General features: G+C 55.7%; 19 protein-coding genes and 2 tRNA genes. 2 read left to right on the plus strand and 19 right to left on the minus strand.

The genetic code is table 11. The annotated features are described in order from the left end of the window. Positions 1–10: 10 nt before the first annotated feature. The 16 genes from atpA to WC600_06375 all read right to left on the minus strand — a co-directional run bounded on the left by atpA (position 11) and on the right by WC600_06375 (position 10600). Positions 11–1534, minus strand: a complete 1524-nt coding sequence (gene atpA, locus WC600_06300; protein ID MFA4902342.1) for a F0F1 ATP synthase subunit alpha — start codon at positions 1532–1534, stop codon at positions 11–13. Continuing rightward, positions 1535–2077, minus strand: coding sequence for an ATP synthase F1 subunit delta (gene atpH / locus WC600_06305; GenBank protein ID MFA4902343.1), 543 nt, complete (start codon positions 2075–2077; stop codon positions 1535–1537). A 5-nt stretch (positions 2078–2082) separates the two neighbouring features. Further along, positions 2083–2694 carry a hypothetical protein gene (locus WC600_06310; GenBank protein MFA4902344.1) on the minus strand — a complete coding sequence of 204 codons (612 nt, stop codon included), beginning with the start codon at positions 2692–2694 and terminating at the stop codon, positions 2083–2085. Further along, positions 2691–3119, minus strand: coding sequence for a hypothetical protein (locus WC600_06315; protein MFA4902345.1), 429 nt, complete (start codon positions 3117–3119; stop codon positions 2691–2693). The genes WC600_06310 and WC600_06315 overlap by 4 nt, the downstream gene beginning before the upstream one ends. Before the next feature lie 152 nt (positions 3120–3271). Beyond that, on the minus strand, positions 3272–4375 hold the full coding sequence (gene rodA / locus WC600_06320) for a rod shape-determining protein RodA (GenBank protein ID MFA4902346.1): 1104 nt from the start codon (positions 4373–4375) through the stop codon (positions 3272–3274). A gap of 16 nt (positions 4376–4391) precedes the next feature. Continuing rightward, positions 4392–5087 (minus strand): hypothetical protein, encoded by a 696-nt coding sequence (locus WC600_06325; GenBank protein ID MFA4902347.1) that lies wholly within the window; start codon positions 5085–5087, stop codon positions 4392–4394. Between the two features lie 62 nt (positions 5088–5149). Further along, entirely contained in the window at positions 5150–5755 is a 606-nt protein-coding gene (gene recR / locus WC600_06330) for a recombination mediator RecR (GenBank protein ID MFA4902348.1), read from the minus strand. Positions 5756–5879: 124 nt separating this feature from the next. Continuing rightward, complete coding sequence (locus WC600_06335; protein ID MFA4902349.1) at positions 5880–6182, minus strand: YbaB/EbfC family nucleoid-associated protein; 303 nt, start codon at positions 6180–6182, stop codon at positions 5880–5882. Positions 6183–6187: 5 nt separating this feature from the next. Further along, complete coding sequence (gene dnaX / locus WC600_06340; GenBank protein ID MFA4902350.1) at positions 6188–7807, minus strand: DNA polymerase III subunit gamma/tau; 1620 nt, start codon at positions 7805–7807, stop codon at positions 6188–6190. Between the two features lie 76 nt (positions 7808–7883). Next, on the minus strand, positions 7884–8264 hold the full coding sequence (locus tag WC600_06345; protein MFA4902351.1) for a VOC family protein: 381 nt from the start codon (positions 8262–8264) through the stop codon (positions 7884–7886). A gap of 66 nt (positions 8265–8330) precedes the next feature. Then, positions 8331–8423: transfer RNA gene (locus tag WC600_06350), tRNA-Ser, on the minus strand. A 358-nt stretch (positions 8424–8781) separates the two neighbouring features. After that, a tRNA-Ser gene (locus WC600_06355) sits at positions 8782–8875 on the minus strand. Between the two features lie 77 nt (positions 8876–8952). Further along, positions 8953–9405 carry a tRNA adenosine(34) deaminase TadA gene (gene tadA / locus WC600_06360; protein ID MFA4902352.1) on the minus strand — a complete coding sequence of 151 codons (453 nt, stop codon included), beginning with the start codon at positions 9403–9405 and terminating at the stop codon, positions 8953–8955. 38 nt (positions 9406–9443) lie between these two features. Beyond that, entirely contained in the window at positions 9444–9830 is a 387-nt protein-coding gene (locus WC600_06365; protein ID MFA4902353.1) for a hypothetical protein, read from the minus strand. Next, positions 9831–10154, minus strand: a complete 324-nt coding sequence (locus tag WC600_06370; protein ID MFA4902354.1) for a hypothetical protein — start codon at positions 10152–10154, stop codon at positions 9831–9833. A gap of 182 nt (positions 10155–10336) precedes the next feature. Further along, positions 10337–10600 carry a hypothetical protein gene (locus WC600_06375; protein ID MFA4902355.1) on the minus strand — a complete coding sequence of 88 codons (264 nt, stop codon included), beginning with the start codon at positions 10598–10600 and terminating at the stop codon, positions 10337–10339. Positions 10601–10833: 233 nt separating this feature from the next. On the opposite strand from WC600_06375, the gene WC600_06380 reads away from it, so the two are divergent. Continuing rightward, positions 10834–12123 carry an IMP cyclohydrolase gene (locus WC600_06380; GenBank protein MFA4902356.1) on the plus strand — a complete coding sequence of 430 codons (1290 nt, stop codon included), beginning with the start codon at positions 10834–10836 and terminating at the stop codon, positions 12121–12123. 140 nt (positions 12124–12263) lie between these two features. Here WC600_06380 and WC600_06385 read toward each other — a convergent pair whose 3' ends face one another. From WC600_06385 to WC600_06395, 3 genes are all read right to left on the minus strand, one after another. After that, on the minus strand, positions 12264–13337 hold the full coding sequence (locus tag WC600_06385; GenBank protein MFA4902357.1) for a RelA/SpoT domain-containing protein: 1074 nt from the start codon (positions 13335–13337) through the stop codon (positions 12264–12266). Positions 13338–13402: 65 nt separating this feature from the next. Then, positions 13403–13831 (minus strand): hypothetical protein, encoded by a 429-nt coding sequence (locus WC600_06390; protein MFA4902358.1) that lies wholly within the window; start codon positions 13829–13831, stop codon positions 13403–13405. 93 nt (positions 13832–13924) lie between these two features. Further along, on the minus strand, positions 13925–14842 hold the full coding sequence (locus WC600_06395; protein MFA4902359.1) for a hypothetical protein: 918 nt from the start codon (positions 14840–14842) through the stop codon (positions 13925–13927). 62 nt (positions 14843–14904) lie between these two features. On the opposite strand from WC600_06395, the gene rpmB reads away from it, so the two are divergent. Continuing rightward, positions 14905–15096: a 50S ribosomal protein L28 gene (gene rpmB, locus WC600_06400; protein ID MFA4902360.1), complete on the plus strand. Its 192-nt coding sequence runs from the start codon at positions 14905–14907 to the stop codon at positions 15094–15096. The last annotated feature ends 273 nt before the right edge of the window (positions 15097–15369 follow it).

Consider the following 15369-nt stretch of genomic DNA (forward strand, 5'->3'; position numbering starts at 1 on the left):
TACCCCGCTCTTATGACGCGCTGACGACAGGCTGAAATACGGAATCAAACTCTTCCAAGATAACCTTCATCTTGGCATCGATTTCCGAAGTAAACTCTTTCTTCTCTTTGATATCGGCCAGCACGCCAGCGTACTTCGAATCCATAAAACTGTAGAGCTGCTGTTCGTAAGACCCCAGCACATCGATGGGATACTTGTCCAGGAAGCCCCGGGTGCCGGCAAAGATGATGGACACCATCTTCTCCATGGGCAGCGGCTGATACTGGGGCTGCTTCAGGACTTCCACCAGCCGGGCGCCCCGGTTGAGCTGCTGCTGGGTGGACTTGTCCAGCTCGGAGCCGAACTGGGCGAAGGCCGCCAGTTCCCGGTACTGGGCCATTTCCAACCGCAGCATGCCGGCCACCTGCTTCATGGCCTTCACCTGGGCGGCGCCGCCGACCCGGGAGACCGAGAGACCGACGTTGATGGCGGGCCGGATACCGGAGAAGAACAGGTTCGGTTCCAGGTACACCTGCCCGTCGGTGATGGAAATGACGTTGGTGGGAATGAAGGCCGATACGTCACCCTGCTGGGTTTCGATGATGGGCAGGGCGGTGAGAGAACCGCCTCCCAGGGTATCGTTCAGCTTGGCGGCCCGCTCTAGCAACCGGGAGTGGTTGTAGAAGATGTCACCGGGATAAGCTTCACGTCCCGGCGGGCGGCGCAGCAGCAGGGACATCTGCCGGTAGGCCTGGGCCTGCTTGGTCAGATCATCATAGATGATCAGCGCGTGGCGGCCTTTGTCCCGGTAATACTCGCCCATGGCGCAGCCGGCGAAGGCGGCGACGTACTGCAAGGGGGCGGGCTCGGAAGCCGAGGCGTTGACCACGATGGTGTGACCCATGGCGCCGTGGCGCTCCAGGGCGTCCACCACCTGGGCCACGGTGGATTTCTTCTGACCGATGGCTACGTAGACGCAGACGATGCCGGAGTCCTTCTGATTGATGATGGCATCGACGCAGAGGGCGGTTTTGCCGATCTGACGGTCGCCGATGATCAACTCCCGCTGGCCACGGCCGACGGGGGTCATGGCGTCGATAGCCTTGTAGCCCGTATACATGGGCTCATTCACCGGCTGACGTTCGATGACGCCAGGGGCCTTAACCTCGATGCGCCGGAACTCCTTGGTGTCGATAGGACCTTTACCGTCAATCGGATTACCCACGGGATCGATGACCCGGCCGAGGACCGCATCCCCGACGGGCACCTGAGCGATACGACCGGTGCGTTTAACGATGTCGCCCTCTTTGATGTGGGTATCTTCACCCAGGATGGCAACACCGACGTTGTCCTCTTCCAGGTTCAGGGCGAGACCAAAGATGCCCCCGGGGAACTCCAGGAGCTCCATGGCCATGCATTTTTCCACGCCATAGACCCGGGCGATACCATCACCGACGGACAGAACCGTGCCGGTTTCGGCCACCTCTACCTTCTTCTCGTAATCCCGGATCTGAGAGCGAATAATTTGGCTGATTTCTTCGGCTCTAATTTCCATTTATAAGACCTCACCTTTTATTAAGGATTCTCTCAAATAATTGATCTGGGTGCGGACACTGCCATCCAGCACCAAGTCCCCCACCTTGGCGATTACACCGCCGATGATGCTGGGATCTTCCTCCACCTCCATGACCACGGTGCTGCCGGTCAGCTTCTCCAGTGTCTGGCGGAGTTGATCCTGGGTAGCCTCATCCAGGAAAATCGCCGTTTTTACCTTGGCGCGGCTGACGTTTTCCACCTCGTCCACCATCTCCTGGTAAGCCATGGCGACTCCGTCCACGGTATTGAGGCGGTGTTTATCAAGGAGAAGTTGCAGCAGATTGGACACCATGAGCGGCAGCTGCAACAGTTCGATCATGCGCAGGAGTAATTTACTACGATCCTCCCGGCTGTGGATGGGGTTGAGCAAGGCATCCTTCAACTCGGGTTCCCGCGCTAAAAGATGGGCGAACCCACTGAGCCCTTCCCCATACTCTTTGTAATGATCATCTTCCTTGCCCATGGTCAGCAAGGCCTTGGCATAACGTCGGGCAACGGTCATGTCAATCAATGGGTTTCCACCACCTTCTTTAAATATTCCTCCACCAGACCCTGCTGGTCGGCGTAGGTAGCCTTCTCTTTAATCATATCCGTGGCCATCTGGGTGGCCAGGCCCACAATTTCCTCTCTCAGGTCTTGAGCGGCTTTTTTGGTTTGCTGCCGAATGGTGAAGGCCGCCATTTCTTTGATGCGCTCCGCCACCAATTCAGCCTTATCCAGAATTTTCGCCTTTTCCATTTCACCTTCAGCGATAAATTGCTGGATAACCTTTTCCCGCTCTTTGGCGACTTCGTGCAGGCGGGTCTCCGCAAGCTTGACGGCCGCTTCGGCTGCGGCTTGCTGGGCGGTCAATTCTTCCAGATTCGTCGCCACGTCCTGGGAGCGTTGACCGAAGAATTTTTTCGCCGGTTTGGCCACCAACTTGATCAGAATGGCAGCAAACACCACGAAATTGACGGTGCGCCAAATGAGGTCTTGGATCTTTTCCGGAGAAATTCCGTGTCCGCCACCATGAGCCGCTTCCGAGGCCGCGGCTACTCCAGCCAGAAGCAAGCCTGCCCCTACGCCCCAGAAAACTGCCAGAGTCCTGCGCCAGCCGGTTCTGCGTCCGCCATTCATGAGAGTTCCCTCCCCAGAATCTTGGTGGCCAGCAGCTGGGCAAAGCTCTGGGCCTGCGTCTGCAGGGCTATCCGGGCCTTGGCCATGTCAGCTTTGATTTTCTTCTCAACCGTAGCCCATTCCACTTCCACCTGGCGCTTGACTTCTTCCAGGAGGGTTGTTTCAGCCTGGGCCCCTTCCTGCTTCAAGTTCTCCCGGGCTCCGGCGCCGGCGCGCCGGGCTTCGGCCAGTTTCTCCTTGATCTCATCCTCCAGGCTGCGGCCCTGATCCGACAGGAGGTTAATCTCAGCCTCCTGGGCCAGCAATTTGGCCTGCCGATCCCTGATAATTGCGCGGATGGGACGGAACAAAACCACGTTCAGGAGAAAGACCAGGAGCAGGAAATTGATAAGCTGCGCGTACAATGTCCAATCAATGTCAATCATTCCTGGCTGCCACCTCGTATTTTATTTACTAAAATCAAATACTTAACGGTAATAAGCGAGTGTCGCCTGGGGTTAAGGCCATGTGTAACTTTTCACGAATGCCTTTTTAGCCTATTTTCCCTTGCCTGTCAAAAACTTTTTGCAAAAAAAAATCACCCCACGAATAAGTAGCGGCGCATGCGGATATTCAGGAGAAAACCTACCCCCAAAAGAGTAGTGACCAGAGAGGAGCCCCCATAGCTGAACAGAGGCAGCGGGATGCCCACCACTGGCAAGAAACCGGTGACCATACAGAGGTTGATAAAAATCTGCCAGAAGATCAGGGCCGTCACCCCCAGGGCCAGCAGGTGGCCGAAGCGCTCCTTGCAGTCCCGGGCCACGCTCAAGCCCCAGAGGGCGAGCCCCGTGAAGAGCAACAGCAAGACCACGGAGCCCACAAAGCCCCACTCTTCAGCGAATACGGAAAAAACGAAATCCGTGTGCTGTTCCGGTAAAAAATAAAGCTGGCTCTGCGTGCCTTCCAAAAAACCCTTGCCCCAGAACTGGCCGGAGCCCACCGCGATCATGGACTGCAAGATGTGGTACCCCGCGCCTAAAGGGTCTTTTTCCGGGTTGAGAAAGGTCAGTACCCGCTGGCGCTGATAATCCTTGAGGAAATGCCAGATCAACGGGGACAGTAAGAACAGGGTCAGACCGCAGCCCATGAGGGTCCGCCAGTTCACGCCCACAAATAAGATGATGCTGACGGCCACCAGGACCACCAGCAGCCCCGACCCCAGGTCGGGCTGTTTGATGATCAACGCCGCCGGGATCATCACCATGATGCCGGGAATGATCAAATCTTTGAGACGCATGCCTTCCAGCATCGGCCGCCGGTGGAAGTAGGTGGCCAGCGCCAGGATGATGGCGATCTTGGCCAACTCCGAGGGCTGAAAGGAAAGGGGACCAAGAGCCAGCCAGCGCCGGGAGCCGTAAACCACCTTGCCCCCGAACATCACCGCCACCAGCAATAAAATACAAATGATATAGAGGGGGTAACTCAGCTTCTCCAGGTGCCGGTAATCCACGAGCAGGATCAGGCACAGTACTCCGAGCCCCAAGCCCAGCCAGTAAAGCTGCTTAATGTAGAGCGGCGTCTCCCCGCCCTGCCGATTAAACCCGGCGCTATAGAGATTGACGATGCCCATGCCGACGATAATCAGCACCAGCCCCAAGAGCACCCAGTCAAAATTTTGGATTAATCGGCGATCGAACATAATCAGTGGCCAGTGATCAGTGATCAGTGATCGAGTTGTTAATTTCGTTGATATTTATAAATAAATCTAAGACCTTATCTGTTAGATTGCCTGCGGACAGACCCATCAACTTCTTTTGAAGTTTCAGAGCGCATTTCCAGTCTTCGAGAGAAGTGAGGATATGAGTCGAGTCTTCCACGAAATATAGAAAGATCAAATAGGCTTCTATATGTGCTTTTTCCCTGAGGAAATAAAGGTGAGCCAGCCTGTTAGCATATTGATAAAAGCCAAATTTCCAGTCAATACGGGATTCCCGGCAACTTAGCCACTGCTGGGTTTCAGCCAGGCTTGTAGAAATGGTTTTTAAGGAATCTTTATCCTTGGCGCCGCAGAATGACACCAATTCAGGCACATTAGCTTTTGCCTCGATTAATATATAGGCTTTGCCATCTGATGTTTTCCCTAAGGCGTCCCATTGAGGGCCATTCTTAGGCCAGAAATAATTCAATTTTTCGGATAGGTCTGCAAGTCCTATCTGCTTCAGGAAATCGATGTCTCGATATTCGGCGTATCCGTCTAGTTTCAGAGGAGATATCCAGCAAATTTCTCGGCCGGATAAAGATGTTATTTTCTGCTGAATAAGTCTATTGAGGCACTCAGGATAGGTGTTAATGATTTCCTGTAGCCATTTCTGACTGCCTTTGGGATTTTCTTTTAGTTGCGTAACTCTCATTTTTGTGCTCGAACCCGATCAAAGGCATACTGATCACTGACCACTGGCCACTGATCACTCTCCTACGTCTCCACCCTATGATTCAACGACTCCCTCAAGGTCTGCTGGTCGGCGTACTTGATCTCGCCGCCCATGGGTAGGCCGTAGGCGATGCGGGTGACTTTGATCCCCAGCGGTCGCAATTCCTGGGCGAGATACGTGGTGGTGGTCTCACCTTCGAGCGATGGGTTGAGGCCCAAGATCACTTCCTTGACTTCCTCCTTCATGATCCGGTCCAGCAGTTCCATGATGCGGATATCGTCGGGGCCGACCCCCTCCAGAGGCGAGATCAGCCCGCCCAGGACGTGATAGAGGCCCTGGTACCACCCCACTTTTTCAATGGCCAAGAGGTCCCCGGGCTCCGCCACCACCATGATCTGGCCCTGGTGGCGCGCCGGGTTGGCGCAGATGGGGCAGAACTCCTGGTCCGCAAAGGCGTAGCAGCGGCGGCAGAGCTGAATCTTTTCCTTCAACTCCATCAAGGCGTTGGCCAACTCCAGCACCTCGGCCTCCGAGGCTCTGAGCAAGTGCAGGGCCAGGCGGGAGGCGGTTTTCTCCCCTATCCCGGGCCATTTACTCAAACCCATGATCACCCGGCGCAAGGCCGCGGGGTAGGCGTTTCCTGCCATCTAATTTCCTTATTATAGGGCGCACCGTGTGCGCCATAAACTTTGAACCCTGAACTTTTCAGACCGGCGGCCACAGGCCGCCCTATTTTTCTGGCAACTGACTACTGGCCACTGGCCACTGCTTTTAAAACAATCCCGGTATCTGCATGCCGCCGGTGAGTTTGCTCATCTCCGCGGCCATCATTTCCCGGGAGCGGTTCAAGGCTTCGTTGATGGCGGCCTGAATCAGGTCTTGGAGCATATCCACGTCGTCCGGCGCCACCACTTCCGGGTCGATGCGCAGGGACAACAGTTCCTGGCGGCCATTGACCACGGCTTCCACCATGCCGCCGCCGGCCTGGGCGCTCACCGTACGATTGCCCAGTTCCTCCTGCATCGCCATCATCTTGGCCTGGAGCTTCTGGGCCTGCTTCATCATACCGCTCATATCTTTCACTTGGGTTCCTCCTTCTCCGGCGGGGCGCCCAGCCATTCGCCCCCAAAGATTTCCAGGGCCTGTTGCTGGAGCTTCTTCATGTCCAAGGATTTTTTGGGGGCCGCGGGAGCCTTTTTCGGGGTCTTGGGCGCGTCCACTTCAAATTCCACAGTGGTCTCGGGGCCGAAAAAGCCCTGGGCCAACTCCCGCAGGCGAGCTTCGTGGTTAGCCCCGTTGGCATTCCAGGTGCGCTTCAAGCCGATCTTCAAGCAATGGTCTTTCATCCCCAAGAATCGGCAGTCGGCCAGCTTACCGTATAATGGCGCGTTTCCGGTTTCCTCGACATGCTGGAGGAAGGCCTGCCAGCGATCCGTCGGGCTCGCGTCCGCGGGGAGTTCAGCCGGAGCGACGACCGGTTCCGCAGTGCTCTGAATGGCCGGCGAGGACTTGCGCTCCGGGGGAACAGACTTTGACGCAATCGGCGCCCCGGTTTCCAGGCGCCGTTCCAAGGCCGAAAGCCGCCCCAGCCATTCGGCCAGGGGCATAATCGGCTCCAAATGAATCACCCTCAGAAGCAGGACCTCCAGGGCCAGCCGGGGCTGCGGCGACCGTTTCAATTCCTCTTCCCCCTGGAGCAACACGCTCAGGAGGTTGTGCAGGTGGACCGGCGGGACTGCGCGGGCCAGGCGGGTCAGGTCGTCCCACTCGGTGTCGGCCACCGCGGCCAGGTGCCGGGCCTCGGGATGAAGCCCCGCCACCAGCAGATGCCGGGCATAGAGGATCAGGTCCTGATAAAATCTGCCCAAGTCCTGCCCCTGAGTATAAAGCGCCTCAATCAGATTCAGGAGGTCGGGTCCATTGCGGTTGATAATGGCCTGCAAAGCCCCTAACAGAGAGCCCCGGTCGGTCACTCCCAGGATGCGGGCAATCTCCGAGGCATTGACGCCGTCTCCCCCGAAAGTCACCACCTGGTCCAAAAAACCCTGTGCGTCCCTCAAGCCGCCTTCCGCGGCCCGGGCCACCAGGGCCAGCCCCTCGGGATCAATATGCCAGCCTTCTTGCTCAGCCAACTTGGCCAGATGGGCCTGGATCAGCCCGGTGGGAATCCGCCTGAAATCGTAGCGCTGGCAACGGGACATGATGGTCACCGGCACCTTATGGGGCTCGGTGGTGGCCAGGACAAAAACTGCGTGGGCCGGGGGCTCTTCAAGGGTCTTCAACAGGGCGTTGAAGGCCTCCTTGGTGAGCATGTGGACTTCGTCGATGATGTAGACCTTGTACTTGCCCTGGGCCGGCAGGTACTTGATCTTCTCCCGCAAATCCCGGACTTCGTCGATGCCCCGGTTGGAGGCGCCGTCGATTTCCAGCACGTCCAGGAAGGAGCCGTTGGTGATTTCCCGGCATATCTGGCAGGTGTTGTCGGGGTGGGGCGTGGGGCCGGCTTCGCAGTTGAGCGCCTTGGCCAGGATGCGGGCCACCGAGGTCTTGCCAACGCCCCGGGGGCCGCTGAACAGAAAGGCATGAGCCACCCGACCCGCGGCCAGGGCGTTCTGCAACGTGCGGGTGATGGGTTCTTGACCCACCACTTCCTCAAAGTTTTGGGGGCGCCATTTCCGGGCCAGAACCTGATAAGCCATAAGGGATTTACTACTTTTGGTTTTTGGGTCTTCGGTTTACAGAGGAAATGGCATCCAAGGGCTGAGAGGGGAAAAGCTACTTGGCCTGAGGATTATCCTCCCAAAGACCGAAGCCGTTATTTTCCGGATCAAGACACACCGCAAAGTATCCCATTCCGGGTATGGCCATTTTTGGAACGACTACCTGGCCCCCAAGCCTCGCTACCTTGTCCACATATTCATCGACGGTCGGCACATCGATATAAATAGTAATCTGTTGCTGAGGGTCTTGACGCTGCATCATTCCCCCGCCAAGGCCACCCATCTCGGGTTTCTCGTCACCGGTCATGATCGACCAGTAATCCATGGGGCTGGGACCGGTGAATTTCTCGATCTTCCAGCCGAACAACTCGCCATAGAACTTTTGAGCCCTTCCGACATCATCCGCGGGGATTTCAAAGTGAACGACTTTGAACATATCCTTGCCTCCCTTTTCTGGTAAACTTTAATAGAAAAAGTAGGTCCGGCTGTCGTCAAATGCAAGTGGCGGAGAGAGAGGGATTCGAACCCTCGGAGGACTTATTAGGCCCTCACACGATTTCCAATCGTGCCCCTTCAGCCTCTCGGGCATCTCTCCGGTGGGTATATTTTCTACATTTTCTACTCGTTCCCAAGCTCTGCTTGGGGACGCATCTTTTCGGTCCAAGCTCTGCTTGGACACCTTACAGCTTACTGCTCACCGTTCAGGCTTGGCCACCAAAACCTCGTTCTTCTTCTCTTCATCCGGCAAGGCATTATACTCTTCTGCCGTGATAATGCAATCAAGGGGAGGGGCTTTCCAGGTCTTCCTGGCAGGAATTGTCTGCCCCCAGGGATATCTCACAATTCTTGCTGATACAGGTCAGTCCCATGGGCCCGCCCTCCTGACCGCTACGGCGAAAAAACCTCCCATGATCCTACCCTTTTCGCCTTTTTCCCTTTTCGCCCCCAAAAAATGGCGGAGGGGGTGGGATTCGAACCCACGTGAGGGTGATTAGCCCCCAAGTCGATTTCGAGTCGACCCCGTTACGGCCTCTTCGGTACCCCTCCTGGAAAGTCGGTTTTCAGTTTTCCGTATTATTGTGCTGCTTTCCTGCCAGCAACCGGCTGGCAGCCGACCCCGCCCTTCAGCGCCGGGCCTTAAAAAACTCTTGTACCAGCTCCCGGCACTCCGCCTCCCGGACGTCGCCGGTAACTTCCAGGCGGTGGTTGAAACGGGTATCTTCGGGCAAGCGGTAGAGCGACACGCAGGCGCCGCCCTTGGGGTCTGAAGCGCCGAACACCAGGCGCCGCACGCGGGCGTGCAGCAGCGCTCCCAGGCACATGATACAAGGCTCAATGGTAACATAAAGGCTTGACCCCAGCAACCGGTAATTCCCCAAAAGCCGCGCCCCTGCCCGAAGGGCCAAAATCTCGGCGTGCGCGGTGGGGTCAGATAAACCGATGGGCCGGTTAAAGGTCCGGGCCAGAAACTCGCCCCCCTCCCCTACCAGCACCGCGCCCACGGGCACCTCTCCCGCGGCCAGGCCCTCCCGAGCCGCCTCCAGGGCCAGCCCCATGTAATAAGTATCCGATTCCATTATTGATATTATAAATATGACGCCAAAAGATAGGAGAATTACAACGAGCGCGGGTTTTCGAGGTATATCAAGGCTTGCACCTCGTAACCCCGGAGCAGTTCCAACGCCTTAGTTTCCTGGGCCAGCAAGTCCTGGCAGCGCTCCCGGTATGCGGCCGTAAGACCTGACCGACCCATGAGGTCTTGAATGGCCGCCATCTGGCGCCGGTGCCGGGCCGCCAGCAGCCGCAGGCGCAGGACGATTATCTGGGCCAGGAGGGAATTGTCGGCCCACTTCAGGTGGTGCAGGGCTCCGGGGAAATCTTCCTCTTCAAGCGCCTCCAGGACCAGGTGGCGATAGTACCCGGTGGGGAGAATCCCCGCGTCCGCCACCGGCCCGGCCAGCACCTGACGGCCCAGGCGCACCAGCAGACCCAGGCCAAACATTTAGGCCTGCTGGGCCGAAATGCCCGCGTCCACCATGTTGCCCAGAATCTCCCGCAACTCCGGCAGGTCCTCGGTCAACTCCTCGATACGGCGTTTCACTTCCTGGTAGTCGCGCTCCTGGCCGGTTTTGGCCCGCTCCAGGGTGTCCGCGAGCGACCGGGACAGGCGCTGGTCCAGGCGCCACATGCCCGCGGCCGCGCCCACCAACTCCAAAAGACCCGTGGTGACGTGGTGCCCGGTGACTTCCATGATCGCCACTTCGGCCACCCAGCCGGCTGCACCGCCCACCAAAGCGCCGGTTACGGAAAGGTCTTTTTTGGCCATGATGTCCTCCTGTTCTAAAAAGTTCAAGGTTCAAGGTTCAAAGTAAAGTGGCGGTCGGGGCGCCCGCCCTACCTACTTTTCATGATATATGGGTGAACCACTGGCTCATGAGCGACTGCTTGCTGGGGCTGCGCAGGGGCGGTTTTAAACCCGCCCCTACAACCCCACAATTCAATGAATTTTTAACCGGCCGTCTTATCCATCTGCGCCACATCCTGCTTCTGCCCCAGCCGCTCCGCCAGGCGTTGGGTCTCGGTCAGCATCCGCCCGATATGCCGGTCCTTTTCGGCCAGGCGGCGCGTAAGGACGCGGTTTTCCGACCGCAAGCGGCCGACCTCGGATTTCCCCAGCCAGCCGCGGATACGGATAACCAGGAGGGTTCCTCCAACTCCCAGGCCCCCCCCCAGGATCAAGCCGATCAACAAGTCCAGGGGTTTGATCTCCATATAGAAGGTGTTTTCGGTTTTCAGTTTTCAGTGAACGAGATTAATTTTTGTTGTGGCGTCCTTGCCCCAATACTGTTGAAATATTAGCATTAGTACAAGGTTATGTCAATTTGGACCGGGATCCGAAAGCCGCTTGTCAAGGCGGGGTAACTCGTGCCACAATAAGGCTGCTGAGCGGCTTTTGCCGACAACTTAAAAGTGAAAACTGAAAACCATCTACATAGGAGTCGTGTATGAGCGATATCAAGGCCATGTACCGCACCGTGATGGCGGACCATTTCCCCCCGGAGATGACCATCAGCTTTGGCGACCAAAAGCTCATCTACCGCAAGCGCACCTGGAAATTGCCCGACGCCAAGGGCGAGGTCATCGAAATGGGGTTGCGCTACGGGGAGAACCCCGGCCAGGAAGCCGCGCTCTATGAACTGGCGGGAGGGCACCTGGCCTTGGGGGAGTGTCACTTCCTCGACCCCAACAACGGCTTGACCTCCGCCATCGATGAAGCGGCTATGGTCCAGGCCGGCAAGCACCCGGGCAAGACCAATCTCACTGACCTGGATAACGGCTTAAACATCATCAAGTGGCTCCAAAAGAAACCCGCCGCGGTTATCCTCAAGCACAACAACCCCTGCGGCGCGGCCTGGGCCAATTCCCTGGCCGAGGCCTATGACAAGGCCAACCTGGCCGACCGCATCGCCGCGTTCGGGGGCGCCGCAGTCTTCAACCGGCCCCTGGACAAGGCCACCGCCGAGCTGGTCTCCCAGAACTACCTGGAAGTACTGGCCGCCCCCGATTTCGAGGCCGGCACCCTGGATATTCTGAAGAAAGCCAAGGACCTCAGGATCATCAAGGTCCCCAACTTCGGGCGCCTCCAACACCTGATCCACAACCGCTTCGTGGACTTCAAATGCCTGGTCGACGGCGGCATCATCGTGCAGCAGTCACCCTTAAACGTCATTCAGAAAAAAGAGGATTTCAAGCCCGCGGTAGCTACCTATAAGGGCCAGGAATACCGCTGCGTGCGCCAGCCCACCGAAGCAGAGTATGAAGACCTCCTGTTCGGCTGGTGGGTGGAGCAGGGCATTACCTCCAACTCGGTGATTTTCGTCAAAAACGGGTGCACCGTAGGGATCGGCACCGGCGAACAGGACCGGGTGGGCGTAGCCGAAATCGCGGTCTTCAAGGCCTACACCAAATACGCCGACGCCCTCTGCTTCAAGCAGTTCGGCATGCCCTACAAACAACTTGAAATGGAAATCCTCCAGGCCAAACGGGACGCCTCGGACCAGACGGTCATCGACCTGGCCACACGGGAGGCCAAAGCCGGCCTCATCGGCGCGGTGATGATCTCCGACGCCTTCTTCCCCTTTAGGGACGGGGTGGACGTGGGCATCAACCAAGGCATCACTGCCGTAGCCCACGCCGGCGGCTCCGTCCGGGACTACGAAGTCATCGAAGCCTGCAACGAAGCCTTCCCCCCCGTAGCCATGGTCTTCACCGGGCAGAGGTGTTTTAAGCATTGAGGATGGATTTTGGGGAGGGGGCCATGGGCCGACGGCCCCTGCCCCCTGCCCCCTCCCCCCAATCCCTCCCCCAACCCCCATAAGAGAATGTAGGTTGGGGCCCCGCCCACCACACAAAAAGGCAGGCTAAGTAATAATTATTATTGCTCAGGCGTAAGGCCGTTATCAGCGCTCTTCTTCAATAGTTTCTCTATGCGACCCAATCCATGAATAAATTCACGTGTATCAAGGAAGTAGTTCGGATATGCACGACGCAAGTTTTTGATTGAACCGGCAGACACTAGAACCGCCTGAATTCCCTCACCATTAGCTATTCTCTGTTCTGCTTGACTATATTCTTTGCTGGCCTCATCTAAGTTACTCTGGCTATAGGAACGGATGTTAACGGTCTTTTCTTTAGGATTAAGAATGACAAGGTGATAACTTCCACTTTTCCTGTCGGCATATACCCTTTCAGCAGCAACACTGTAGGCTACCAGCTTTGGGCGCACATCTAATAACTGGGCGCTTTCAATAACAGCCTTAAATGTCTCTTCCTTCGTCAAATCTTCATAGCCCGGAACAGGAGGAGTTTTTTCAATATGGGCAAAAGCCGACCCTGTTAGGGAGAAGAAATTAAGCCACATCTGAGGACCTTCACTTGATTTTAAAGCATGGTCTAAGAATGTACCCATGGTCTCAACCGCAGTAGCCCATGCGTGTTGCAATCGCGATCTAATTTGTAGCTCAATAAAAAGTCCATCATATTGGGGCTCGAGAGGGTTCTTGTATCGATAGACAAGATGAACGCTTCTATAACCGGAACTTTTTGGGTTGGTAATATAATCTCGTTCGGCAACAAGCTCATGATTGAATCTTGTATTCCTATAGTTCTCCTCTAAGGCACGAACGTTATCGAGTGTAGATACTACTGCTCTAATGCCCCCAATATCCTGCATGCGCGCCAACTGCATTGACTTGAAACGTCTAAGTTTTTGATATATTGAAAAGAACCTTTTAAGTCGTTGCGCTACGATCGCTTTGTGGTCAATAGCTTTTAGTTTTTGCCTCAAGGTTGCTTGGAAAGTATTGATTGGGTAGCCATGGCACGACCTCCAGTTGTCCAAAACATCAACTGCCCATAATAATTGTTGGGAATCCTTGGTTCCACTTAAAAGAATATTTCCTGCTTTATTGACCTGATTTTTTGTAAATTTTAGCGTTGGCCAAGGCATAACTCAATTCCTTCAGAGGTGCAAAGCTTTGCTTTGCTTAACTGATGAGATGATTTTAGGCTTTACTAACACCTGAGTTGCCCAAGCAAAGCTTGGGCCGCCCCCCGCTCTATTTTCCCCTTTTCGCAAACACCCGAAAACACCGCCACCGCGATAACCACCCAAATGACCCAGGCCAACCAGGCCTTTCCAAGGCCAACGCTGCCGATTTCTTGCCCCATTTTTTGCAGCGAATCCGCATAGGGAATGAGGCTGATACCCACCAAAGCGGCAGTAAACAGCATCACCACTGCCACATCGATGAGATCGAGAGTGGTGAAGATAAGATAGCCGGTGATGACCAACAGCACCAGGTAAATAGCCATCACGATGCCGGAATGCCCGAAAAAAGCCTGTGTCGCCCCCAGCCATTTCTCAGGACTTGCCAGCAGGAATGCCAGCTTGATCAGGATGAGTCCGGCGAAAACGCTGGCCAGGATTTTTTTCCCCAACATAGTTATCTCCCGCGTAGAAAGGCGCGTCACCCGTCTTACCTTTCCTCATCCGCTTTTACTGACCCCCGGTCCCTGACACCTGACACCTGCTTTTCAGTCGTCCTCTTCATCGTCATTATCGTCAAAAGTCTTGATTTTACCGGATTTTTTTATGCGGTGGGCCACCTTGGTGGCCTTGGCTGGAGGCGGCTCCTGATAGCCATTGTAGCTCTTCACCAGTTCCAGGTAGCGCAAGGGATCAAAGTTGATCTGCTGGTATTGCTGAAAGACCTTGCCGCCGCCCAGGTAGCTATGCACCTGACGTTTTTGAAAGTCCACGAATCCTAAAGAGGTCTTGAACGCGATGTCATGGCTCATGAAGTTCGGGGCCTTGGTGGCCTTGGTCTCCACGGACACGGGGTCGTTGGTAAATTCAAAAGAGTGGTAGAGACCGAACAGATGGCCCAGTTCGTGGATCATCAAATTGGCCAGCCAATGCCGGTTCAGGCTGGCATCTTTGGGGTCGGCGGAAAATTCGGCCTTCCGGAAGCGCTTGAAGGAGATGTGAATGCTGGATAAATTCAGGTGGGCAAAGGCGCACTTGTCCAGGCATACCTGGAGAAAGCGCAACTGAAATGGCGGGGCCACTTCGAAGGCATGGAAGCTCTGGTTCAGCCATTGCTTGTCCGTCAGCAGTTCGATGCGGAGGCGTTTGCCCGGAGCCAGAGGCCCTGGCTGGCCGGACACTCCCACCAGGTTCACTCCCATCCCGGCGTAGAATTGCTGCACCTGCTGCCAGACCTGAGCCAACATGCGGCGGCAGTCAACCAGTCCCGGGTCGGGAGAGACGTAGAGCTCCACCGTAACGGTCTTGGGTGAGAGATCCACCGTTCCCAGGTCGGCCAAGGAGAACAGAGCTGCTTCTTCCCGTGAGTTAAGATTGCCCCCCTGGGCCGCCGCTCCCAACAGTCCCCAGGCCAGCATCAACACCAGTGCCATGCTCCCTAATTTCGCCACCCTGGAAAATTTCATCCTTTTTTCCTTGCTTCCTCTGGTTATTTTTATAAACTTAAAAAGTTTAAGGAGGATGCGTCATGTCCTATATGTGTGACATTTGCGGCAAACACCCTGAAGTGGGTAATAACGTCAGCCATGCCAACAACCACACCAAGCGCCGCTGGAAGCCCAATCTGCGGAAGGTTCGGGCCTTGAGCAAGGGTTCGGTCCGCTATATCCAGGTATGCACGCGTTGTTTGCGCTCCGGTAAGGTCGTAAAACCCGCTTAAAAGCAACTGATAACTTTTTAGTTATCAGCGGTCAGCTTCAATTAAAATTTCTTAAAGGCAGGCCTCCCTCGAGGCCTGTTTTCATTTTTGGGCAACGCTCATACTCGTTGCCAAAAGTTTTTTCCTAACTCACCCCTCACCCTCTCCCACAAGGGGAGAAGGGACTAAAAGGAAAGAACTTTTGGCAAGCGCGCCATAAATTGGCTAGGCTACTTGATTTGATCAAAATAAATAAAGGAGCTTTCAAGCCACCCATACTCTTGGAGGATAAAC

The sequence above is a fragment of the Desulfobaccales bacterium genome, assembly GCA_041648175.1.
GTDB lineage: Bacteria > Desulfobacterota > Desulfobaccia > Desulfobaccales > 0-14-0-80-60-11 > 0-14-0-80-60-11.